The organism is Photobacterium jeanii, from assembly GCF_001650345.1.
Classification (GTDB): Bacteria; Pseudomonadota; Gammaproteobacteria; order Enterobacterales; family Vibrionaceae; genus Photobacterium; species Photobacterium jeanii.
Genome location: NZ_LVHF01000015.1, coordinates 39,148 through 62,546 on the forward strand (window position 1 = coordinate 39,148; position 23,399 = coordinate 62,546).

Genomic DNA, 23,399 nt, shown 5'->3' on the forward strand with positions numbered 1-23,399 from the left:
TGTTTTTCCTTGGCTAAAGGCAGTGAGTGCGCTATAGCTAGGATAACAATTATCAATAACGTCAGGACGACGTTATACCTCATAGCCGTGATCTGTTATTGCCTGCAATAACAATGGCGACGAGGCCACTCTCTACTAAGAAGGAGATAGCATGCGACTAGGATGGTGCATGATACTCTTACTACTTCTGACAACGACGACGTCGGTTTCGGCACAACAAGTGACCGAGCGGCAAGTAGAAGAAGTGAGTCAATCTCAACAAGTGCTCGATCGCGCACAAGCCCTCAAAACCCTTTACGAACGTAATGAATTTCGTGCGTTGGAATTTAACCTGTCGCAATTGCCGCCTTTAGCGCAAGAAGCCGTGCGAGAGAACTTGGTTCATTATGCGGCGGAGTTTGGCAAGTTAGATCAAGCCAAAGCCACTTGGTTGGCTGAGCAGGCTGGTCGTAAACCTGAGTTCAGTATTGTTGAGCAAGGGGATGGTTATCAGGTGACCAAGGCGGCATTTCATTACGGGGCGAAGGCGCGAACTTTGATCCAGCACTGGGAGCACGAACTGCAAGCCGATGACATGATGCGCAAAGCCGAATCGGGCACCTTACAGTTATCTAAATGGCTGACCCTCAACCAAACTACTCAAAAACAGCGTCGTGATTTATTCCTTGAGCGAGTGAAGGATTTATCCCCCCAAGCGATTGATAAGCTGGTGGCACAGTTTGCAACTGACAGTCAGCTATTGTGGCTGCCAGATAACGCCATTATTGCCAGCTTAGCGGCACATTCGGGTGACGATGAAATGTATCAATTGTTGTGGCGACGCCGCAGCGATCACTACAGTTACCAAGAGTTGAACCGCTTGGCCTCGTTAGCCCCGCAACCGGACGCGCTGACCCAGTTGATGGCGGCGACCATGAACCCGTCGCTCAAGCAACAAGCCTTTAAAACCTTGATTGCCTTGAAGCCGATGCCAGCCAGTACGCGTCAGTTTCTGATCGCCAAAATGGGCGAAAACGATGATGGCGTGGTGGTGGCACAACAACTGGCGCAACAAGGTTACAGCAGTTGGCTGCGTCAATTGGCGTCTTCTCATAGCAGTAATGTGCTGAAAAAGAATCTGCAAATAGTGTTAGAGCAGTAACAGCGCGCGTGATAATCGGGTGAGATCACGTTAACAACTCGTTATAATATCGCTCCAATAAGTGATGGGCACACCGATTATCGGGTGCCACTTGGTAACGGGTAGCACCTATGAAATTCAAGGATCTGCGCGACTTTATCGAATACCTTGAGCAGCAAGGTAAGTTAAAGCGCATCTCGCAGCCTATCGATCCCAATCAGGAAATGACAGAAATCTGCGACCGCACCCTGCGCGCGGGCGGTCCAGCGCTGTTGTTCGAAAATCCAATCGGTTACGACATCCCTGTTCTAGCCAACCTATACGGCACACCTGAGCGGGTGGCGATTGGTATGGGCCGTGACGATGTTAAAGAGCTTCGCGAAGTGGGTAAGCTGCTTGCTTACCTAAAAGAGCCTGAGCCACCACGTGGTTTTCGTGATGCGCTCGATAAAATCCCTGTGTTTAAGCAAGTGCTGAACATGCCAGCTAAGCGACTACGTAAAGCGGCATGTCAGGATATCGTCTGGCAGGGTGACGAAGTTGATTTAGATAAAATCCCCGTGATGAGCTGTTGGCCGGGCGATGTTGCGCCACTGCTAACGTGGGGGTTAACCATTACTCGTGGGCCGAATAAAAAACGCCAAAACCTAGGGATTTACCGCCAGCAAAAACTGGGTAAGAACAAGGTGATCATGCGTTGGTTGGCGCACCGTGGTGGAGCGTTGGATTTACGCGAATGGATGGAAACCAACCCGGGCAAACCTTTCCCAGTGTCTGTGGCGTTTGGTGCCGATCCGGCAACGATTTTAGGGGCGGTGACCCCAGTGCCGGATACCTTATCTGAGTATGCGTTTGCAGGCTTGCTTCGTGGCAGTAAAACCGAAGTTGTGAAAAGCATCAGCAACGACTTAGAAGTACCAGCGAGCGCGGAAATTGTTCTGGAAGGGTATATCGACCCCAACGAATTTGCCGATGAAGGTCCGTACGGTGATCACACGGGTTACTACAACGAAGTGGAACGTCACCATGTGTTTACCGTGACCCACGTGACCATGCGTAATAATCCGATCTATCACAGCACTTATACCGGTCGTCCGCCTGATGAACCTGCGGTGTTAGGGGTGGCGCTGAACGAAGTGTTCGTGCCGATCTTGCAAAAACAATTCCCTGAGATTGTCGATTTCTACCTGCCACCAGAAGGGTGTTCGTACCGCATGGCGGTGGTGACCATGAAGAAGCAGTACCCAGGTCATGCCAAGCGAGTCATGATGGGCGTGTGGTCGTTCTTGCGCCAGTTCATGTACACCAAGTATGTGATTGTGTGCGATGAAACCGTGAATGCCCGCGATTGGAACAGTGTGATCGATGCGATGACGGTCCATATGGATCCGCTGCGCGATACTGTGATGATCGATAATACTCCCATCGACTCACTCGACTTTGCCTCTCCTGTGGTTGGCTTAGGCTCTAAGATGGGCTTGGATGCGACCATTAAATGGGACGCAGAAACGGCAACCACACCAACAACGGTCGTTAACTTGGATACCAGCTTTGATATCGAGGCGGGACTGGCAGCGCTGCGTCAGCAGTACCCTGAGATTGTTGATTGTTACTTGCCACCGGAAGCCGATAGTCACCGTATGGCGATTGTGAGCATCAAGAAACAAGGGGCTGGTCACGGCATTGCGGTGATCGAAGCGGTGTGGGCGTTCATGGCGCAATTTACCGATCCTAAGTTTGTGATTGTGTGCGATGACGATGTGAATGTTCGTGATTGGAACGATGTCATTTGGGCGGTCACTACGCGAATGGATCCAAGCCGCGATACCGTGATGCTGACCCGTGATGCGGCGACGCAGCTCGAGGTTGGCACTAGCTCTAAGATGGGGCTGGATGCGACCAATAAGCTGGCGGGTGAAACCGACCGTGAATGGGGCACCCCGATTAGCAAAGATCCGGAAATCGTCGCTAAAATTGACGCGATCTGGGATGATTTAGCGATTTTTAACGATAAGTCAGCGCAAGTGTGATGCTTGCGCCCCAAAAATAGAATGAACAAACACCAAGTACGCCTGTTGCCTGCCGATATTACTTTTACTGCGACTGAGCATGAGAGTGTGTTGGCAGCGGCGCTCAACGCAGGTATCGCTTTTCCTAACCGATGTCAGGTCGGGGCGTGCGCGATGTGCATGTGTCGCAAACTATCGGGCGAGATAAGTTACCAACTAGAGCCTATGCTTACTGAGAATGAGCAAGCCGAAGGTTGGATTTTTACTTGTCAGGCAACCGCGAAAAGTGACTTGGTGCTCAGCCTTGATACGGATTAACCCCGTCAGGCACCTGAACGACTAGAGGAAAACCATGTCGATTAAATGTGAAGTAAAGTCAGTAGAGCCATTGGCGTGTAACACGTTCCGTATTTTGTTACAGCCAGAGCAGGCGATTGAATTCAAAGCGGGTCAGTACCTACTGGCTGTGATGGGCGAAAAAGACAAGCGTCCATTCTCGATTGCGAGCAGCCCTTGTCGCCAAGGTGAGCTTGAGTTGCACATTGGTGCGGCAGAGCACAACCCGTATGCGATTGAAGTGGTTGAAAGCATGAAAGCGGCATTGGCTGCCGGTACTCCAGTTGAAATCGAAGCGCCTCACGGGGAAGCTTGGGTGCGTACCGATAGCGACAAGCCACTACTCATGATTGCTGGTGGTACTGGTTTTTCTTACGTACGCAGTATTTTAGATAACTGCCTTAGCCGTGGTGTGAACCAGCCAATTTTCGTTTACTGGGGCGGTCGTGATGCGTGCCAACTATACGCGAACGATGAACTACAAGCGTTGGCAGATAAGCACAGCAACCTGACGTACGTGCCTGTGGTAGAGCAAGCAGAAGCGAGCTGGCAGGGTAAAGTGGGTAATGTGTTAGAAGCGGTAAGCGAAGATTTCGTGAGCCTGTCTGCCTACGACATTTACATTTGTGGTCGTTTTGAAATGGCGGGTGCCGCGCGTGAGCAGTTCACCGCAGAGAAAGGCGCTGAGCGCGAGCGTATGTTTGCTGATGCGTTCTCATTTATCTAATCAGATGTTGCGATAACAGCGTTAATTGACAATAAAACGGCGAGCCCTGTGGCTCGCCGTTTTTGTTTGTAACGTGCTGTCGTTATTGATTACGCCGCAGCTTGGCGTGAGGCTTCGACTTTACGCTTAACCCAAGTTTCGTTGAGCCACAACGAGAAGACGATAATGATGCCGCCGATGATCAAGCGTGGGTAATCGACATCACGGTTCCAAATCACGATATTGACGATAAGCCCTGCGGGTACCAAGGCGTTGTTCATGATCGCCAATGCGCCAGCATTGACCAGCGTAGCCCCTTTGTTCCATACAAAGTAGCCTAAGCCAGACGCGATGGTGCCAAGGTAGAGCAAAATGCCCCATTGGGTGCTGGTGGTCGGTAGTTTGTCTGGGTTACCGAACAGCAAGAACATGGGTAAGGCGACACACATAGCGCCAATGTAGAACAAGCCAAAAACGGTATGCTGTGGAATGTCACGCGCTTCTTGTTCCATGATCCATTTGTAACCGACCTGACCAATGGCAAAGCTTAAGTTAGCACCTTGGACAATCAAAAAGCCGATGATGAAATCTTCGTTGATCCCTTCAAATTTGATCACCGCTGCGCCCATTACTGCAATCACCGCCGTAATCAAATACCAAGCCGAGAACCGACGCTTAAGTGCATCGTAGATCAAGGTGACATAAATCGGGGTGAAAATGGTGAATAACAGCACTTCAGGGACCGAAAGGTACAAGAAAGACTGATAGTAGAAACAATACATGATGCCGAGTTGGAAAGCGCCAACGGTCATGATTTTGAGTGCCAGTTTGGCATGCAGGTGCTGCTTGCGCAGAAACGGTAAAAAGACCAACGCCGCTAAGCTGACGCGGGTTAATACCGAAAACCAGGCGTCCACTTGACCAGCAAGGTAGACCCCGATCAGGCTGAAGGAAAATGCCCACAGCAGGGTGATAGCGGAAAGGTATCCCATAACAGTGTTACTTACTCCATTGGTGTTATGGAGTTAGTGTATCAGTTTACTGCTGCTATTAGAGGGGCGTTATAACAGGTCGGAGCGGCGAGCGGATACTCGCCGCTAATAGGGTGTCATGAGATGGTTTATTTGAGTGGCACCATCAACATATCGACTGGAGTGCGATTGATCAGTTGTTTGGCTGAAGACAGAATTTTGCTCCAGAAGTCTTGGTGATGACCGCAAACAATCAGTTCAATATCGAGGTTATCGATCGCTTCGCAGATTTCATCGGCGAGATCGCCACTGCCCACCAAGGTGTGAGAAACCGGGTAGCCCGCCTTGTCAGCTAGGTGACGCAATTGTTGCTGCGCATCGTCCGCCATGCGGTGTTGCGCTTCTGACAAGTTAATATCAATCAAGCCGGTGTAGAGCTCGGCATAGTTCACGTCAATGTGAATGAGCGATAATTTGGCTTCCATCGTGCGCGCTAACGTCGCCGCTTTGTTGACCAACACCACGCTGTCTTCAGACAAATCAATCGCCACCAAGATGTGTTTGTAAGCCATAATTTTGCTCTCCTTTTCGGGGTTTAACTTCATGCTACCACTGAGTATGGCGCAAAAATATCGGTTGGATCTCACCTTATTCAGTGAACAACAAAATCGTGATCGAGTGGTCTTTTTGTCTTTGTCTCTCGTAGTTTAGAGGGAGTGCCATCAGGTAAGGGGCTTTAGTTGCTGATTACATGCTAAGGGTGTGTTGCAAACTTGATTGTGCGCTGTGACAATGTCTCTATTACAATTGTATTGGAAGGAGTAGTGCGATGTTAGCGCAAGCAATGGTTGAAAAACTGAATGAGCAAATTAACTTAGAGTTCTTCTCTTCTAACCTGTACCTACAAATGAGTGCGTGGTGTGAAGACAAGGGCTTTGAAGGTGCGGCTGAGTTTCTACGCGCACATGCGGTTGAAGAAATGGAGCACATGCAACGTCTGTTCACGTATGTGAGCGAAACGGGTGCAATGCCAATTCTAGGTGCGATTGATGCGCCTAAGCATGAGTTTGCGTCGTTAGGTGACGTATTCCGTGAAACTTACGAGCACGAACAGCTGATCACAAAGCAAATCAACATGCTGGCGCACGTAGCGTTCACTACCCAAGATTACTCTACGTTCAATTTCTTACAGTGGTATGTTGCTGAGCAACACGAAGAAGAAAAACTGTTCAAGAGTGTACTAGATAAGATTGAGCTAGTGGGTGAAGACGGTAAGGCCTTGTTCTTCATCGATAAAGATCTTGCTGCGATGGCAAAAGCTGAATCTAAGTCTGTGATGGATACACAAGCGGGCTAACCCATATTTTAGGGTGCGTATTGGCGCACCCTAGCTCCCCAGCTTGTGTGCTAAGTAGTTTGGGGGTTGTAAATGATCAGTGGAGACGCACTACTGTTGGCGCTATTTTTTGTCGCCGTGGTTAATATTTCTCGTTACGTTAGCACCTTAAAAACCTTACTCGTCATCATGCGCGAGTGTGATCCTTTGCTGTACCAGCAAGTGGACGGGCGCGGTTTTTTCTCCTCGCAAGGCAATGTCAGTAAACAAATTCGCTTGTTTCACTACATTCGCAGTCAGCAATATCAGAAGCATCACGACCCCGTTTTCATGGCGAAGTGCGTCAAAGTACGCCGACTGTTTATTCTCGCCAGCACCTTTTTGATGATCTTCTTCATCGCTATTTTTGTAGTCGCCTTTTTGGGAATGTAACCCCTGATAGCCGCCACATTCCTGCATGATAGCGACTGTTTGCCATCATTTCTGATTGCCAAGTTCGGTGAATCATCATAGCTTAGCCGGTATTACTGGCTAAGTTACTGCGTATTATGATGAAAACACTGTCCGCTTGGTGGACATCGCTGTCGCAAGGCAGCAGTCCGGATTGGTTAATGAATGTCGGCCTACTGTTGGGGCTGAGTGCCGTTTTGTGGGGCGGTTGGTGGCTGCTGAGCCGTCACTTAGCCACCATGGCGCAAAAGACCAAAATCATTTGGGATGACGCCTTAGTTGATGCCGTGCGTCGCCCGATTTCATGGCTGATTTGGCTATGGCCAGCCGTGATTGCCACTGGAGTGGCGATCGATAATACCAGCCATTATCCCACCGGATTTTTGACCGTTGTTCGCCACTTGTTGTTGGTGTGGACTTTAATTTGGATCTTACTGCGCTTGATCAGCAATGTTGAGCAGGCGATGGCCGAGAGTGCCAAAGATGTCACTACCTTGAACGCGGTCTCGAAAGTCTTACGCCTGATCGTGATGGTGATTGGCGGCTTGGTCGCGATGCAGAATCTTGGCTTGAGTTTGTCGGGGATCCTCACCTTTGGTGGTGTCGGTGGTTTGATTGTTGGTATGGCGGCCAAAGATCTGTTGGCGAACTTCTTTGGTGGGATGATGATTTACTTCGACCGCCCATTCAAAGTTGGCGATTGGATCCGCAGTCCTGATCGCCAAATTGAAGGCACGGTTGAGCGGATTGGTTTTCGAATGACGGTGATCCGCACTTTTGATAAGCGCCCTTTGTATGTCCCCAACTCCGTGTTTAGCTCGATAGTGGTGGAAAACCCATCGCGCATGACCAACCGTCGCATTAAGCAGACGGTGAGCTTGCGTTACCAAGATGCGGCGGTAGTTAATCAGGTGGTCGCAGGGATCAAAACCATGTTGCAGCACCACCCTGATATCGACACTCGCCAGACCTTGATTGTCAGCTTTGATCATTACGGACCGTCATCGCTCGATATTATGGTGTACACCTTCACCAAGACGGTTAATTGGGTTGAGTACAAAGAAGTCCAGCAGGATGTGATGCTCAAGATTGTCGAAGTGGTCCATCAACACGGTGCCGATTTCGCTTTCCCTACCAGTACCGTGCACTTAGCGCCGAACGATGATGTGCCTGCGGTGAGCCATACGCCGTCGCAGACCGTTAACTAACCGTGGTCGCATAATTGCTATTGGTATTCGCCCTTCGAGGCGGGTAAAATGTGCGCAACGAATTAAAGAGGGATGCTAAGACAGCATCCCTTTTTTCATTGCGATGCAAGTGAGTGAAAGCAGGTTGAGTGAGATGGCAGAACAGTTTGATGTAGTGATTATTGGCGCAGGAGCGGCAGGTTTGATGTGTGCCGCAGAAGCGGGGAAGCGTGGCCGCTCGGTGCTGGTGGTTGATCACGGCAAAAAACCAGGGCGTAAAATCCTGATCTCGGGTGGCGGTCGTTGTAACTTCACCAACTATGACGTGGCAGCTAACAACTATGTGTGCCGTAATCCGCATTTCGTGAAATCAGCGTTATCGCAGTACACCCAGTGGGACTTTCTGGCGATGGTCGGCAAGCACGGGATCGACTTTGAAGAGCGCGACCACGGTCAGTTATTCTGCCTCGACTCGGCGAAAGACATCGTCAAGATGCTGCTGGCAGAGTGTGATTTGCCGACGGTATCGCAGCGCTACCAATGCGATGTGCATGATATTACTCAAACTGACACTGGCTTTAGCTTGAAGCTCAACACCGAGACGGTTCACTGCCAGTCTTTGGTGGTGGCGACCGGTGGCTTATCGATGCCAAAACTGGGCGCAACGCCATTTGGTTACCAGATCGCAGAGCAGTTTGGTTTGCAGCGGGTACCAACCACAGCGGGCTTGGTGCCGTTTACCCTGCATAAAGAAGACAAAGACGCCTTTGCTGAGCTATCGGGTATTGCTTTCCCTGCGGTGATCGATGCCGAAAACGGCACTTCATTTAAAGAGAACCTGCTGTTCACCCACCGTGGCTTGTCAGGCCCTGCGGTCTTGCAAATTTCATCTTACTGGACGCCGGGTGAGAAGGTGACCATCGACTTGCTGCCAGATAATGACTTGGCAGAAGTGCTAACCGCGATGCGTGAAGCGCACCCGAATCAGAGCTTGAAAAATTCGCTGGCGCGTCTGTTACCAAAACGCTTGATTGAAGTGCTGATCACCCGTGGTGATATTCAAGATAAACCGCTGAAACAGTTCAACCCGAAAGACATTACGGCCTTGGCGGATTACTTCCACCGTTGGGCGATTGCGCCAAACGGCACCGAAGGTTACCGCACTGCCGAAGTGACTTTGGGCGGGGTCGATACCGATGAGTTGTCATCCAAAACCATGGAAGCGAAAAAAGTACCGGGTTTGTACTTTGTCGGTGAAGTGATGGATGTGAGCGGTTGGCTCGGTGGTTACAACTTCCAATGGGCGTGGTCGAGCGGTTTTGTTGCCGGTCAAAATGCCTAATCTGGGGTGTTGTTGTCATTAACATAATGACTTTTAACGCTTTACTGTCAGCACTCTAGTATCACGCTTAAAATAGACGGTTATTGCTAGTGGCAAAACTCCGCTTTGTGTCTGATTTTGTTATAAAAACAAAGTGTTAGAAGTGCTGTTTTTAAGTCGAAATTTTTTCATATAAAAAGCTCGATTTTTAGCCGGAAACTCCTATAATCCGCTCGCTTTTTTTGCGATATGAATATTGGAGATATCGGTAATGACGAAGGTTGCGTTGAAAGCTGTCGCGATGGCGGTATTGGCAACATCACTAACGGGTTGTATTGGTCAAATGGGTACCTCTGCGGCTGTGACAAAACTGAATTTGTCGGCAGTGGATAATCGTTATGGCCGTGCAGGGTTGTTCATGTTGCTGAGTCCGGTTTACGGCATTGCAGCAACGGCTGACGTGTTCATTTTCAACAGTATTGAGTTTTGGACCGGTCGTAACCCAATCACAGGTAAATCACCTGCGGTGGCAGACATGCCTGTGGAAGCGATTTTCAAAGTAAATGGCAAGCTAGATAAGCAATTAACCACCGCGCCGTTGGCGAGTGTGCGTCATAGCGATATCGAACAAGCGTACTTTGCCCAAGTGGATGGCAATACATTAGACATGTACGTTACCTACAAAGACGGTGAAACCGCAGTATTGCGCGGTGAAAAAGCGCAAGATGGCGTTAACTTCTACCTTGATGGACAGTTTGTAACGACAGTGAGCTTGGATGAATTGACCCAATACGCGAATAGCTGGTCATAAGTTTTAAGCGATAAAAGACAACCTAATGGGAGCTTCGGCTCCCATTTTTTATGGCTGCGATGAAGGCATCACGCAGAGTGCTTGCCAGAATAATTCAAACGCATGGTGTTGATAGTCGGGAGCGGCGCAGTAATCAGGACGCTCGATAAACAAATGTGCGGTGGCGAGATAATGGCTGTGGCAGAAATTTAACAGCAGGGGTAACGGGCGAGCTGCCAATTGTTGCTGATCAATACCGTATTCCAGTAGCGGTACTAAGTTTGCCATGGTGGTGGTCATCATCTCGTGTTGCTGGGCGATACTAAATTGTGGCGCGTGAGCAACTTGGCGCAAAAAGTGGAGTTTGTTCGGGTTATTGAGCGCCCATTGCAGTGCCAATTGCCAGCGGTGGGCAAAGGCGGCTTTAAATGACTCTGGGGTGAGCGCTGCGCTGTCTGTCGGTTGAGATGGTAAGTCGGGTAGGCTGTCACCGAGTTCTGTTTTGATTTGCAGGTAAAGTGCTGCGATCAAGCTCTCTTTGGTTGCGAAGTGGTGGAACAAGGTGCCGTTAGCGACCCCAGCTTGTTTGGCGATATGGGCGGTGGCCGTGGCTTGTATGCCTTGGTCAACAAATAAGGTTAATGCGGTATCAAGAATGCGCTGTTTTTTATTATTCACACGTTCAGCCTGTGATTGAAAGTTTGCGGTGATGAAGACAAGCTCATTAAGCGATAATGCTGTCTTTACCAACGCCTGAGGGATCAGGCGTTGGTGAGAGCTGAGATCAGCGTAGGAAAAACGCCATCATCATTTTTTGCACCAAGCCACGGTACGGTGGCATCACCAACTTACCCGTATTGAGTTTGCCTTTGGTCAGCACGGTTTTGGCATGGGAGAAAGTTAAGAAGCCTTCGTGGCCATGATAGCGTCCCATTCCCGATGGACCAACGCCACCAAACGGTGCATCGTCAGCGGCAACATGAAATACAGTGTCATTAATTGCCATCCCACCTGAGTGAATGTGGGTTTTGACTTGCTGCTGGAGCGCGGTGTCAAAGCTCATTAAATACAGTGCCAGCGGGCGAGGGCGCGCTTGAATGTATTCAAGTGCTTGCTCGATATTGCGATAAGGCATCACTGGCAAAATCGGACCAAAGAGCTCCTCTTGCATCACTTTCATATCGTCGCTGCTGTTGAGTACCAAATGCGGGATCAACCGCTGCTGGCTGTCATCGCGGGCATCATCGTGGCATGGGATCACCTCAGCGCCTTGCTCGCGGGCGTCATCAAGGTAGCTGCAAAGTCGTTGATACTGGCGCTCGTTGATCACTGAGGTGAAATCTTTGTTGGCAACGCCGTGAGGATACATGCGGTTAAAGCGTTGCTTGAAAGCGGCAACAAAGGCATCCACTTTATCGTGCGGTACGAGCGCATAATCTGGGGCGACACAGATCTGTCCGCCGTTGAGGCATTTGCCGAAAATTAAGCGATCGACGGCAATGTCGATTGGCATATCAGGGGCGATTAACGCTGGCGATTTGCCACCTAGTTCTAGCGTGACTGGGGTTAGGTTATCAGCGGCAGCGCGCATGACGTGGCGACCGACAGCAGTTGAGCCGGTGAAAATAAGGTGATCAAACGGCAGCTGGCTAAATGCCGCCGCGACCTCGGCTTCGCCTTCCACGACAGCGACTTGCTCTGGAGTAAAAACATCAGCCAATAGCTGACGTAACACTTGGTTGGTGGCTGGAGTAAACTCACTCAATTTGATCATCGCACGGTTGCCAGCGGCTAAGGCGGTGATCAGCGGGCCAACGCTGAGCATCACAGGGAAATTCCACGGCACGATAATGCCAACCACCCCTAATGGTTGGTATACCACTTCCACTTTGCCTGGCATCAGTTGCAACCCACTGTGACGACGCGAGGGTTTCATCCACTTCTTCAACTGCTTGATGCTGTACTTGATGTTTTGCACGCAGGGCATGATGTCGCTAAGCAAAGTATCGTTATGACAACGCTGACCAAAATCTTGATTGAGCGCTTCACACAAGGCGGTTTTGTGGCTGAGCAAGGCTTTCTTGAGTGTTGTTAAATGGGCAACTCGCTCGTCGTAACTCGGGTAAGGCGCGGCATCAAAGGCTTGGCGCTGTTGCGTCAGTTGTGCCGTGAGTTGTTGGCTCAGTTCTGCTTGAGAAACTGGCGTGATAGGCGTCGCTGTTGTTGGGTGTGCCGCAGTCATAATGGTGTCCTTTCGCTGATGGTTACATACCGCGCTCATACTCGTGTTCGACGAGTTTGCTATGGATGACTGCTGGGGATCAGCAGTGGCTGCCATGCAAACCGACTAGTCAGTCGGTTTTAAATGAGTATAGGTTAGTCGGCGAAGAGGGCAAGATAAACTGATCACATTTTATCCAGCTTAGCTGTGGTGATCTTAGTGCTATTCAGCGCTCTGTCAGCAAAGCCTGCGTGATGAGGTCGCGCTGACAGAGGGTTATGCCTTGTGGGTGTGACCGCTGCGCTCCGCATGAAAAACCGTGTTAAAGCTGGCAAAGTAATGCGCCAGTTGGCTGGCTTGTTGCGGTTGTTCCAGTAGCTCTAGCAAAGCAATGCCTGTTTCACAGGTACACAAATTCCCCGCCGTTTGGTTGCGACGCAGTTGGTAATTGGAATGTTGCGTCACGGTCAAACTCAGGCGAGGAAGCTCGGCTAGCCATGGGCTTTTTCGAACCATTTTACGTGCTTCTTGCCAAGTCGCATCGAGCAGAATAAACAGTGGGATCGGAGTGGTCGATTCACTGTCGGCTGCCTTCGATGGTGTGGGAGCGGTAAAGGGAATCGCTGGGTGTTGGTCATCGGCGGGAAACAGTAACCAAGGCGCAAAGCGGGGATCGGCAATTTGCTCTAGCAAGCTTGCTGGTGGATTGGTGCGTTCCCATTGTTCTCGGCGGCAATGGGGTAAGGTACGCGCCATCAAGACGCCAGTATTGGTGGCTTTGTGGTATTCGTTGGGGTGGGTGAGCAACACAAAGTGAGCCTCACAACTTAACTGGGGTTCATGGGCACAAATACAGTTATGGGTGAAACCGCAACGAGGACAAGACATAGCGGACGCTCTATAGGCTAGTGAAACATCGGGCGGCATTGTGCGGCAATTGGTGCCGTCTCGCAATGATAACGCAGCGAAACGGCACCCAAGGCTATGTTGATTTAGGCGGGTTTAAGGTTGACGCTCAAGCTGTAAGCCACCGTCGCCAAGGCTGTAGCGATTGCCGTTGATCACTTCATCACGGGCAATCAAGCGTTCACCATCCAGCTCGAACACGCGCTCGCTCAGTAAACGACGACCTTGGTGCGAGGTCATGATGACTTTGACGTGCTCATCATCGATTTGTTGCCAGATCCCTTGTTCTTGCAGTGCTGGCTCGTCGCTGTCGTATTCGTAGCGGGTAATGGCGGAGTGATCCGGTTTCAAAAGCAAGACAGTGGTTAACCCCGGGGTATTGGTGACATCCGCTGGAGTGCGGTATTGCCCAACCCAAGTGGCGGTGACATCCGTTGCGCCGAGTGTGGCACAGCCACGGTAGGTTTTACCTTGCCAGTTCAGCTCAGAGCGCCAGCCATACAGCGATGAACTCATGGTGTCGTTGCAATGGCCTTTGGTGAGGGTCAGGCTAAAGTTCTTGCCTTGATATTGCTGTTGCCCCGAGGTCGCATTTTGCTGAGTGATCGCTTGTGGTTGGCTCTTTTCACCAAGACGGGAAAAGATCACTTGGTTTTGCTGGATTTGCAGATCCCAATCCGGCTCCATGCCAAACGCACGGGTGTAGTGTGGGTCGAACTGGCAGCCACCGCGCATTTCCGCCGACAATAAGTTGGTTTGTTTAACCACGAAACGACCATCGTAGTCAGCGGCAAAGCCATCTTCCGGCGCGGGTTCTAGGTAGCCGATCACTTCACTGTACATAGGTTCGTAGTTATAAGGCGCTGCTTCGCGAATGGCACCGTGATCGGTGGCTGGGAACACAATCCAGTATTGCTTGGTGCTTCCACAAGGTTGGATCGAATAGCTTTCGTGACCCCAAGTGACCATACCGCGCATCATAAAGGCTTGGACTTTATCGCCACTGCCTGTCGTCATTGTTTGGTTGTTGTCTGAGTGTGTAGCCGTCTCGCTGGTGGCGGTGGATGAGGGTTGGCTACTACAGCCAGCCAATAGCGAGAGGGCTACCAATGGCAGCGCAAGGGGAGTCCAGTTCTTCATCGATCACCTCAAGGTTAACAGTCTAAATCCGTCGAATGTATTTCTGCTCAATGCCAGTGTTGATGATAACATTCGTAGCAGATTGGTCAGACACGACAGTAAAAAAATAAGGATGCCCCATGGCGAAATGGCTATTTAAAACCGAGCCGGACACCTTTTCGATAGACACACTAAAGCAGCAAAAAGTTTCTTGTTGGGAAGGCGTTCGTAACTATCAAGCGCGAAATATGATGCGTGATGCGATCAAAGTAGGTGATGAGGTCTTTATTTATCACTCGTCGTGCAAGGATGTTGGGGTGGTGGGGATTGCCACGGTTATCAAAGAAGCCTATCCAGATCATTTTCAATTCGATCCCCAGAGCCCGTATTTTGACCCTAAGTCGAGCCCAGAAAACCCACGCTGGATCATGGTCGATATCGAATACCAACGTCATTTGCGTTTGGTGTCACTCAAGCGGTTGAAAGCCAATCCTGCTTTGGCGGAAATGCCTTTGGTTAAACGCGGTAATCGCTTGAGCATCATGCCGGTCACAGATGCGCAGTGGCAGGAAATCTTGACCATGACGGGGCAGTTTTAGCGTTATTCCTGAGTCACTCCCTGTGAATGGTTAACGCGATAAAAAAAGCGCCTGAACGTAAACGAGCAGGCGCTTGAGATTACTGTGAATGCTCAGTTATCGCGAGCTATCAAGCAAGTTGGTTTCTAAGTAGTGAGCCACGGCTTCATCGGCACAAGAGCCAATCACATCATTGCTCGGCAGCGCTTTTTTCACTTTGTCATGCGCGGTGCCCATCACCAAACCTTTACCCGCCATTGTCAGCATTTCTACATCGTTCATGCCATCGCCAAAGGCGATACAGTCATGCAGATCGAAGCCTTTCTCTTTGGCAACTGCTTCTAGCGCGTGACCTTTAGAGACGTTGGCATCCATCACTTCCAAACACCACGGTGTCGAGAACGCGATATTGGCTTTATCGCCAAACTCTGCGTTGAACTTGTCTTCCCATGCCACCAGTTTGTCGTGGTCTTGGTCATCACGGGTGAAGAATACCTTAGCGATGCCTGTTAGTGGTGGGTTGTTCACATCGAACAACTCGTAGGTGAACTCGTCGTGGAAATCACGCAGTTTTTCGTCTTCAGCGTTGAGTAGCCACTTATCGTCTTGGTACAAGTGAATTTTGAGTTCTGGGTCGTGTTTTGCCATTGCGATCACCCCGGTGATCACTTCCGGTGACACGTCTTGTTGGTAAATCGCTTCACCTTGGCAGTTGTGCACGCGGGCGCCGTTAGAGGTGATCATGTAAGCCGGAATACCCAATTGTTCGCGCATACCTGCGACATCGACGTGGTGACGACCAGTGGCAAACACAAAGTGTCGACCTTGCTGGTGTAAGCGGTTCAGTACGGTTTGAGTGAAAGGCGCCAGTTTGTGGTCTGGAGTCAAGAGCGTACCGTCTAGGTCTGAAGCAACAATCTTATACATGAAAATCCCATTATCGACGTCATCTCGCTGACCACATTGTCAGCGAGGTTTTGCACGATTTTAAACCACTTTTGCGGCAGGAAAAGAGGCTAATTTACTCTTGGATGGTTTCCGCTTTTTTGAAGTGATTAAGCGCGGCTGCCAGCACTGGGGTGCGGAATTTGTCTTGCTCAAACAGCAACTCGTGACGGGCGCCGTGGATCACTTTGATTTCGCACTGACCGCCAGCCTGATTGATGGCACGGTGGAAAACGTCGTGCGCGCTGTTATCAACTATGGTGTCATCGCTGCCTTGGAGAAGGAGCACTGGCACTTGGATTTGATAAGCGTGCTGGACGCAACGTTTGGCGGCTGCCATTCCTTGCCATACCCAACGGGCACTTGGGCCACCAATTTTCAGTTCCGGTTTTTGCTCGTATAACTCGCGGAACCACTGATAACGGATTTCACTTTGGCTTAGTTTGTTATCGGCAAAAGGTTTTGGGTAGTAAGGCACTTGCCCTGGCGCATAGTCAGGTTGGCGCTGCAGTTGTTCCACTACTCGTGCTAGCGGTGAAGCGATCGGCTTCATCCATTGGGTGAGGTTAATACCGTGCATCGGCGCACTGAGTACCGCGTTGGTGAACACTTGCGGATGTTGCTCTAAGTACAGTGAGCCAACAGTGCCGCCCATCGAGTGTGCCAACATAAAGTGTTGCTGATAGCCGCGAGGGAGCACCACATCGTTCATAAAAGTGGTGAAGTCTTCCACATAGTGGTCGAACTCTTCGACGTGACCGAGTTCGGTGTCGTTGGCGATCCGCTCAGACACACCTTGGCCGCGGTGGTCGATTGCAAACACATCGTAGCCTTGGCGCACCAAATCATAGAACACTTCTTGGTATTTCCAGTAGCTTTCAATGCGACCATTGATCACCACTATCACCTTGTCGCTGTTGTGTCCGGTTAGCCCTAACCAGCCGATTTGACGTTGATCGACGCCGGTAAACTTTCCTTCTTCGCGCTGCTGCCACATGGCTGCCACGGGACCTTGCATGGTGGTCGCAAAGTGAGGTTCAAGAGAAAAGTCATAAAAATGTGGAGGTTGGGCTGTCATTTGGGTTCTCAACTGCGGGGGAGAAATATCGGATAATACACCCTGGATCCTTGATCTCAGGCGTATAAATGATTGTATGTCATTATAACCTAAACTGAGAGAGTATAGAGTTGCTTTCCAGCCGGTTCTACTGTTAACTAGCGAGCACTTATTGATAGCACTAATATCGCTGGAGTACGGAATGAATGTCGATATTTGGTTAGCTTACTTGGCTACAGCCATTGTCTTTAGTTTAGCGCCGGGGTCAGGCACGGTGAACTCGATCAGCAATGGTATGACTTACGGTTTTCGTAAATCGTTGGCGTCTATTATGGGGCTGCAAGTTGGTTTGAGTTTCCACATTATTTTAGTGGGTGTTGGGCTTGGGGCTTTAGTTGCTCAGTCAGCGACCGCTTTTACTGTAATAAAGTGGATTGGTGTTATTTACCTGATTGGTCTTGGCATTCAAAAGTGGCGCGAACAAGCGGCACTGCAAGTGAATACTGACCAAGCGCCCGTGTCGGGGCAGCGTCTGTTTCGCCAAGCGGTATTGGTTAACTTAACCAATCCGAAAAGTATCGTTTTTTTGGTGGCTTTGTTTCCACAGTTCATTCAGCCTGATGCACCCCAATTGCCGCAGTTGTTGATTCTTGGGATCACCACGGTAGTGGTTGATATGTGTGTGATGCTGGGCTATGTCACTTTGGCATCGCGTTTAGCCGGTTATATTCGCTCACCTCGGATGATGGGGGCATTAAACCGTGTTTTTGGTTCTATGTTTATCGGTTGTGGTGCCTTGCTGGCGTCTGCCCGAGCCTAATCAATCATAACGAATACAGCCGTTGAGGCTGAATAAGTGGACGGTAATGAAACAACAAAACTCTTCAGCTATGTACTCATATGTTGCTCGTCAGCCGATTTTTAATCGTCAGCAGCGTACCGTGGGTTATGAATTGTTGTTTCGTGACGGTGAACACAATGCCTTTCCGGTGATCGACCCTGATAAAGCGACCAGCCGCCTGCTAGTGGAAAACTACATGGCGGTAGGAAGCAACCCCGCCATTTCTGGCCAACGTACCTTCATTAACTTCCCACAGCAAAGTCTGATCGATATGTTGCCTTTGCTACTGCCGAAAGGCGATGTGGTGATCGAGGTACTGGAAACCTGCGAACCCAACGATGAGCTGTTTGCGGCGATCAAGTTGCTGCATCAGCGTGGCTATGTGGTGGCGCTGGATGATTTCGAGATGTCGCCAGCGTGGGCGCGGTTTTTACCTTATGTGCGGATCATCAAACTTGATTTGATGAAGCTTGGGGTTGAGAAAGCGTGTGAGTTTGTGGCGGAATACCGCTCTCACCGTCGATTGAAATTTTTGGCTGAAAAAGTCGAAACTCAAGCCGATTATGATGCCACGCTCGCAGCGGGTTTTCATTTCTTCCAAGGGTACTTTTTCTGCAAACCAGAGCTTGTGAAAAATCGCCAAGTTGAACCAGAAAAGGTATCGACCATGCGACTGTTGCAAGAGATCTGTCGCGATCCGGTCGACTTTAAGCGCATTGAACAAATCATTACCAGCGATGTGTCCTTGTCGTACCTGCTGATGCGTTATGTTAATGCGGCAGCTAACCGTACTGTCGAGCCAATTAGCTCGTTCCGCCAAGCTTTGGTGTATTTGGGCGAAGACAAGGTACGTTTATTCGTCGGTGTGGTGGCGACTGCCCATGCGGCGCTGGATAAACCGCGTGAGTTGTATTTGATGTCGTTGCAGCGGGCGCGGATGTGTGAGTCGCTGGCGGTCGGTAGTGGTTTGACCGGGCAATCACACCAAGCGTTTTTGGTCGGGATGTTCTCTTTGCTCGATGCGCTACTTGATACCTCGCTCGATCAACTTGTTAAAGTGCTGCCTTTGCAAAAAGATGTCGAAGCGGCATTGCTGCATCACAAAGGGCATTTAGGGCATACCTTGGCGCTGCTTGAAGCTTACGATAAGGCGAATTGGCACCAAGTGAGTGAGTATTGTCAGCAGTTGGGGATTGGTGAGGCGATGGTGACACGCAGTTACCAGCAAGCGTCACAATGGTCGACCAATATGTTGAGAATCAAATAACGTCCCTTCTTTTTTTGCTCGTTTCCTGGTGTCGCTCGGATGAACCTTTTGTGAACTCTGAGCGCGCATATTCCCCTTATTATCCATTTCCTTACACTATTCTTTTTTGAGTGATACCAGCGGCTTAATGCCGTCATTAAAAAGGAATACCGTGTCGATTTTTGCGTTTGTGCTGGTGGTCATTTCCGCCGTGATCCATGCCAGCTGGAATTTGCTGGGAAAATCCAGTGCCTCATCGCCGGCATTTTTTGCGATGAGCTGCGTCGGCGTTGGTGGCTTGATGCTGCCCTTGTTGGGCTATGTGGTGATGACGATCCCAGAGCTGAGCAGTCGCTTCTGGTGGTTATTAGTGGTCAGTGGCTTTTTCCAAATGGTGTACATGGCGGCGTTGGCGCTCGCTTATAAGCATGCCGATGTTGGCGTGGTATACCCGATCGCTCGTGCTCTGCCGGTTATGATGGTGGCAGGGATCACTGCAGGGTTAGGGCAATCACTGCCTTGGATTGCATGGGGCGGGATGCTGGTGGTGACACTCGGTTGCTTGTTGGTGCCGTTAGTGACATTTAGACAGTGGCATTGGCGTGCTTACACTCAGCAGGGGTGTTTGTGGGCGTTATTGGCTGCGATAGGTACTGCGGGTTATTCGGTGATCGACAAACAAGCGGTCGATATGCTGGCGGTAGCGGGTGTACCTGCTGCGGTGGCAGCGGTGTTTTATTTGGGAGCGCAGTTTCTTGCAGCAGGTGGCTGGTTGATGTTGCTCTATTTGCCTCGTTCGCGGCGAAGTGAGTTGCGGCAAGCTTGGCAATTACGCCGTCGCGCATTGCTTACTGGCGGTATGATGGGCGGCACTTATGCCTTAGTGCTACTAGCGATGCAGTACGCCGACAACGTCAGTTATGTGGTGGCATTGCGTCAGCTTAGTATTCCGGTAGGTGTCATCTTCGGGATTTGGTGGCTCAAAGAACCGTCGCACCGTCCGCGTTTAGTGGGAGCCAGCTTGGTGTGTTTGGGCTTGATGGCGGTTTCTTTTCGTTAAGCGGCGTAAAGCTAGTGAGTATGGCGCCAACGAGAAACAACAAAGCCGAGCAGAAGCTCGGCTGTGGGTTTAATGGGGAACTGTTGGCGGTTAATTCACTATTGCTTAACCGCCAACGCTGTAGAAGGTTGCCGCGCCAGGGCCAACTGGGATACCCAGTACGAACACCCATACATAGAACATCAAACTCCAACCTACCACGAACACAATCGAGTAAGGCAGCATGGTTGAAATCAGGGTACCTAGACCTAGGTTCTTCTGGTAACGGGTTGCTACCGCCAAGATCATCCCGAAGTAGCTCATCATAGGGGTGATAATGTTAGTCACCGAGTCACCGATACGGTAAGCCGCTTGAATGGTTTCAGGCGCGTAGCCAACCAGCATCAGCATTGGAATAAAGATCGGTGCTGTTACCGCCCATTGTGCTGAAGCCGAACCAATCATCAGGTTGATAAAGCCACACATTAGAATGAAGGCGAAGAACAGCATTGGACCTGTTAAGCCAATCGATTGTAGGAAGTCAGCGCCGCCGACTGCGAATACTTGACCAAAATTAGTCCACTTAAAGAACGCCACAAACTGCGCGGCAAAGAACACCAGCACAATGTACATGCCCATCGATGACATTGATTTCGACATTGCGTCGATCACGTCACGGTCATTTTTCATGGTGCCAACTACTTTACCGTACACAAAGCCCGGTACAGCGAAGAACACAAAGATAAACGCCACAATGCCTTTCAAGAATGGCGAGCCTGCCACTAAACCTGTGGTTGGGTGACGAAGAATACCGTCGGCAGGGACGATAGTCAGTGCTAACAATGCCGCTACCGCTAGTGCTGCGATACCCGCGTAACGTAGGCCTTTCTTTTCAACATCGCTAAGCTTACCCATCTGATCGCCAGACAGATCTTCAGATGCTTCTTCTGGGCTGTATTTACCCAGTTTTGGTTCAACGATTTTCTCGGTAACGAACGCACCCATGATGGTGATCGCAAACGTCGAGGCAAACATGAAGTACCAGTTTACTTCAGGGCCAACAGTGTAGTTTGGATCGATCATTTGCGCGGCTGATTCGGTGATACCCGACAATAGTGGGTCAACCGTACCTAGCAGTAAGTTAGCACTGTAACCGCCCGAAACACCGGCAAAAGCGGCCGCTAGACCTGCCAGCGGGTGACGACCGAGCGAGTGGAAAAGCATCGCTGCCAGTGGGATAAGTACCACATAACCTAGCTCAGAAGCGGTGTTTGAGATGATACCGGCAAACACAACCACTAGCGTTACCATGCGGCGTGAAGCGCCCATCACCAAACCGCGCATCGCAGAGGACAGTAGACCTGAATGTTCAGCAATCGCGACACCTAACATTGCCACCAATACGGTGCCAAGCGGAGCGAAGCCGGTGAAGTTTTTCACCAAATTAGCCACGATCAGCTGGAGGCCTTCGGCATTGAGCAGGCTCACCACGTGGATCATACCATCGGCAGCACGGCCCGCTGCACCTTCTGGGCGTGGATCCACCACGGAGACCCCAAAGTAACCAGCAATACCTGACGCCACTAAAATGGCTACGCAAAAGATTGCGAAAAGAGTGATTGGGTGAGGTAGGAGGTTACCAAGCCACTCGACAGTATCGAGAAAGCGGGTAAAGAGATTTTTTTTCGGCGTCTTGGGCGCCTGCTGTGAAGCAGATGAGTGCATAGAGATCCTCTTCCTTATCGAATTTTTCCCGTCAATGGGAATATCTTTATGGCGCAAAGGTTACGCTATTGTTAACGCCATAAACAAGAGGAAATCATTTCAAAATGTTTCCACTGTGACATTAATGTCTAAAAATTGTTAATTATATCGACTTTGCAGTTGAATAATTAAGCAGGTGCAGCATAAAACTGCAATGTTTGGCTATGAATTATGTTTCTGGTGGCGTTTTTGTAAGTAATTGATTGCGTGGTGGTTAAGCGAGCAGCATTGTGCTTGGTGTTGCTTATCGGTGTGATCGCTTCTGCATTTAGGTAGAAAAAGGCGATTTGTCACAGGATTTTTACAATCCGTGCGGTGGATAATCATGCGAACGTTAACTATCTGGGTCAAAAGTTTGTCAAAAATGGCGTAATTAATGTTTTGATTTCAAAATATCTCCGCTTGCTATGCTATAAGGTGGTTATAACAAACAACCTGATAGTGGAGACAGCTTGCGCCAGAAAATCTATTTTTTTGACCTTCTTCGCTGCGTCGCGGCCGTGGCTGTGGTGGTGATCCATGTGTTGGGACCGTATCGCGACCAGTTGGGTGAGATTGCTAACTGGGATTGGGCGGTAGCAATAGGGTTTAATAGCGTGAGCCGATGGGCGGTGCCAGTGTTTATTATGCTCACAGGGGCGCTGATGCTCAGTGATCGGCGCGACTTCGATCTCAAATATTATGTCCAGCGTCGATTGGGCAAAGTGTTACTGCCTTTCTTAGTGTGGTCGCTGTTTTATGCGCTGTTAAGCGGACTATCGCTCACAGGGTTTGATGGCAATGTGGTGCAGCAAACGGTATTGGCGTTGCCTGTTCACGAAACCTATTACCACCTTGGCTTCTTTTACTACTTTATCCCACTGTATCTGGTGATCCCATTTTTGGCGTGGTGGACCCGTCGCGCTGATCAAACCGCCGTACAGGCGATCACTTTGTTATGGCTTGGACTAACGGTGTTATTTTTCTTTGATGTTGAAGGCCCGTGGCAGCATGAGCTGGTGCTTTATAGTGGTTACTTACTTTGGGGTTACTGCCTATTTCATTATCAATGGCCGACCCGAGGTTGGTTGATTGGTCTGGGCGTGGTGATGGCGGTACTGACGTGCTACGGGGTGATCAGCGAGAGCTTGGCGCAAGGGGAATACACTGTTGGCCGTTGGTTATCGTATAAAACCATCAATACTGCCTTGATTGCAGCCATGGTGTTTGTGGTCGGGCGCTATGTGGGTGAGCGCTTACCTGAACGCCCGCAGCAATGGGTGTCGTTTGTGAGCCGCTATAGTTTAGGAATATATTTGCTGCACCCTTTGTTTCTGTGGCCAGTACGGGCATGGGATTTGTATTGGGGACCATCGTGGCTGATGATCCCGCTATGGACTTTGGTTGCTGGTGGATTGGCACTGGCGGCAAGCTATGGTTTAAGTCAGTCGAAGCGCACGGCTTGGCTAGTGCCTTAG

Annotated in this window: 23 protein-coding genes; 14 read left to right on the forward strand and 9 right to left on the reverse strand. The window is 50.1% G+C overall.

Going from position 1 to position 23,399, the window contains the following annotated elements:
• Positions 1-169: 169 nt before the first annotated feature.
• The 4 genes from A3K86_RS08250 to fre all read left to right on the forward strand — a co-directional run bounded on the left by A3K86_RS08250 (position 170) and on the right by fre (position 4,192).
• On the forward strand, positions 170-1,141 hold the full coding sequence (locus tag A3K86_RS08250; protein WP_068330416.1) for a hypothetical protein: 972 nt from the start codon (positions 170-172) through the stop codon (positions 1,139-1,141).
• A 110-nt stretch (positions 1,142-1,251) separates the two neighbouring features.
• Positions 1,252-3,150 (forward strand): 4-hydroxy-3-polyprenylbenzoate decarboxylase, encoded by a 1,899-nt coding sequence (ubiD, locus tag A3K86_RS08255; protein WP_068330418.1) that lies wholly within the window; start codon positions 1,252-1,254, stop codon positions 3,148-3,150.
• A 21-nt stretch (positions 3,151-3,171) separates the two neighbouring features.
• Positions 3,172-3,447, forward strand: a complete 276-nt coding sequence (locus A3K86_RS08260) for a 2Fe-2S iron-sulfur cluster-binding protein (protein ID WP_068330420.1) — start codon at positions 3,172-3,174, stop codon at positions 3,445-3,447.
• Positions 3,448-3,481: 34 nt separating this feature from the next.
• Positions 3,482-4,192 (forward strand): NAD(P)H-flavin reductase, encoded by a 711-nt coding sequence (gene fre, locus A3K86_RS08265; RefSeq protein ID WP_068330421.1) that lies wholly within the window; start codon positions 3,482-3,484, stop codon positions 4,190-4,192.
• Positions 4,193-4,281: 89 nt separating this feature from the next.
• Here fre and A3K86_RS08270 read toward each other — a convergent pair whose 3' ends face one another.
• On the reverse strand, positions 4,282-5,163 hold the full coding sequence (locus A3K86_RS08270) for a carboxylate/amino acid/amine transporter (RefSeq protein WP_068330423.1): 882 nt from the start codon (positions 5,161-5,163) through the stop codon (positions 4,282-4,284).
• A gap of 128 nt (positions 5,164-5,291) precedes the next feature.
• Positions 5,292-5,714 carry a universal stress protein gene (locus A3K86_RS08275; RefSeq protein WP_068330425.1) on the reverse strand — a complete coding sequence of 141 codons (423 nt, stop codon included), beginning with the start codon at positions 5,712-5,714 and terminating at the stop codon, positions 5,292-5,294.
• Between the two features lie 257 nt (positions 5,715-5,971).
• On the opposite strand from A3K86_RS08275, the gene ftnA reads away from it, so the two are divergent.
• The 5 genes from ftnA to A3K86_RS08300 all read left to right on the forward strand — a co-directional run bounded on the left by ftnA (position 5,972) and on the right by A3K86_RS08300 (position 10,247).
• Positions 5,972-6,499 (forward strand): non-heme ferritin, encoded by a 528-nt coding sequence (ftnA, locus tag A3K86_RS08280; protein ID WP_068330426.1) that lies wholly within the window; start codon positions 5,972-5,974, stop codon positions 6,497-6,499.
• Between the two features lie 72 nt (positions 6,500-6,571).
• Positions 6,572-6,910 carry a universal stress protein UspB gene (uspB, locus tag A3K86_RS22455; RefSeq protein WP_198160415.1) on the forward strand — a complete coding sequence of 113 codons (339 nt, stop codon included), beginning with the start codon at positions 6,572-6,574 and terminating at the stop codon, positions 6,908-6,910.
• A gap of 179 nt (positions 6,911-7,089) precedes the next feature.
• Complete coding sequence (locus A3K86_RS08290; RefSeq protein WP_415860032.1) at positions 7,090-8,136, forward strand: mechanosensitive ion channel family protein; 1,047 nt, start codon at positions 7,090-7,092, stop codon at positions 8,134-8,136.
• Between the two features lie 133 nt (positions 8,137-8,269).
• Complete coding sequence (locus A3K86_RS08295) at positions 8,270-9,457, forward strand: BaiN/RdsA family NAD(P)/FAD-dependent oxidoreductase (RefSeq protein WP_068330599.1); 1,188 nt, start codon at positions 8,270-8,272, stop codon at positions 9,455-9,457.
• 250 nt (positions 9,458-9,707) lie between these two features.
• Positions 9,708-10,247 (forward strand): DUF3332 domain-containing protein, encoded by a 540-nt coding sequence (locus tag A3K86_RS08300; protein WP_068330429.1) that lies wholly within the window; start codon positions 9,708-9,710, stop codon positions 10,245-10,247.
• A 48-nt stretch (positions 10,248-10,295) separates the two neighbouring features.
• On the opposite strand, the gene A3K86_RS08305 is transcribed toward A3K86_RS08300, so the two are convergent.
• From A3K86_RS08305 to A3K86_RS08320, 4 genes are all read right to left on the reverse strand, one after another.
• Positions 10,296-10,904, reverse strand: a complete 609-nt coding sequence (locus A3K86_RS08305) for a TetR/AcrR family transcriptional regulator (protein ID WP_068330600.1) — start codon at positions 10,902-10,904, stop codon at positions 10,296-10,298.
• Positions 10,905-11,010: 106 nt separating this feature from the next.
• Entirely contained in the window at positions 11,011-12,468 is a 1,458-nt protein-coding gene (locus A3K86_RS08310) for a coniferyl aldehyde dehydrogenase (protein ID WP_084406544.1), read from the reverse strand.
• 255 nt (positions 12,469-12,723) lie between these two features.
• Positions 12,724-13,335 (reverse strand): tRNA-uridine aminocarboxypropyltransferase, encoded by a 612-nt coding sequence (locus tag A3K86_RS08315; RefSeq protein ID WP_068330431.1) that lies wholly within the window; start codon positions 13,333-13,335, stop codon positions 12,724-12,726.
• Positions 13,336-13,449: 114 nt separating this feature from the next.
• Positions 13,450-14,493, reverse strand: a complete 1,044-nt coding sequence (locus A3K86_RS08320) for a COG3650 family protein (protein WP_068330433.1) — start codon at positions 14,491-14,493, stop codon at positions 13,450-13,452.
• Between the two features lie 119 nt (positions 14,494-14,612).
• Between A3K86_RS08320 and A3K86_RS08325 the strand changes: the two genes are divergently transcribed.
• Positions 14,613-15,071 carry an EVE domain-containing protein gene (locus tag A3K86_RS08325; RefSeq protein WP_068330435.1) on the forward strand — a complete coding sequence of 153 codons (459 nt, stop codon included), beginning with the start codon at positions 14,613-14,615 and terminating at the stop codon, positions 15,069-15,071.
• 96 nt (positions 15,072-15,167) lie between these two features.
• Here A3K86_RS08325 and A3K86_RS08330 read toward each other — a convergent pair whose 3' ends face one another.
• The gene (locus A3K86_RS08330; protein WP_068330437.1) at positions 15,168-15,977 is read right to left on the reverse strand and encodes a Cof-type HAD-IIB family hydrolase; all 810 of its coding nucleotides are present in this window, start codon (positions 15,975-15,977) and stop codon (positions 15,168-15,170) included.
• Between the two features lie 94 nt (positions 15,978-16,071).
• Positions 16,072-17,073 carry an alpha/beta fold hydrolase gene (locus A3K86_RS08335; RefSeq protein ID WP_068330439.1) on the reverse strand — a complete coding sequence of 334 codons (1,002 nt, stop codon included), beginning with the start codon at positions 17,071-17,073 and terminating at the stop codon, positions 16,072-16,074.
• A gap of 181 nt (positions 17,074-17,254) precedes the next feature.
• Here A3K86_RS08335 and rhtB point away from each other — a divergent pair, with 181 nt between their 5' ends.
• The 3 genes from rhtB (at position 17,255) to A3K86_RS08350 (ending at position 20,199) form a co-directional block, all read left to right on the forward strand.
• Positions 17,255-17,872 carry a homoserine/homoserine lactone efflux protein gene (gene rhtB, locus A3K86_RS08340; RefSeq protein WP_068330441.1) on the forward strand — a complete coding sequence of 206 codons (618 nt, stop codon included), beginning with the start codon at positions 17,255-17,257 and terminating at the stop codon, positions 17,870-17,872.
• A gap of 70 nt (positions 17,873-17,942) precedes the next feature.
• Positions 17,943-19,160 (forward strand): EAL and HDOD domain-containing protein, encoded by a 1,218-nt coding sequence (locus A3K86_RS08345; protein ID WP_068330602.1) that lies wholly within the window; start codon positions 17,943-17,945, stop codon positions 19,158-19,160.
• Between the two features lie 151 nt (positions 19,161-19,311).
• A complete protein-coding gene (locus tag A3K86_RS08350; RefSeq protein WP_068330443.1) occupies positions 19,312-20,199 on the forward strand; it encodes an EamA family transporter in 888 nt (295 codons plus the stop codon).
• 105 nt (positions 20,200-20,304) lie between these two features.
• Here the strand turns inward: A3K86_RS08350 and A3K86_RS08355 are convergent, their stop codons facing one another.
• Positions 20,305-21,903 carry an AbgT family transporter gene (locus tag A3K86_RS08355; RefSeq protein ID WP_068330445.1) on the reverse strand — a complete coding sequence of 533 codons (1,599 nt, stop codon included), beginning with the start codon at positions 21,901-21,903 and terminating at the stop codon, positions 20,305-20,307.
• Between the two features lie 491 nt (positions 21,904-22,394).
• Between A3K86_RS08355 and A3K86_RS08360 the strand changes: the two genes are divergently transcribed.
• On the forward strand, positions 22,395-23,399 hold the full coding sequence (locus A3K86_RS08360) for an acyltransferase (RefSeq protein ID WP_068330447.1): 1,005 nt from the start codon (positions 22,395-22,397) through the stop codon (positions 23,397-23,399).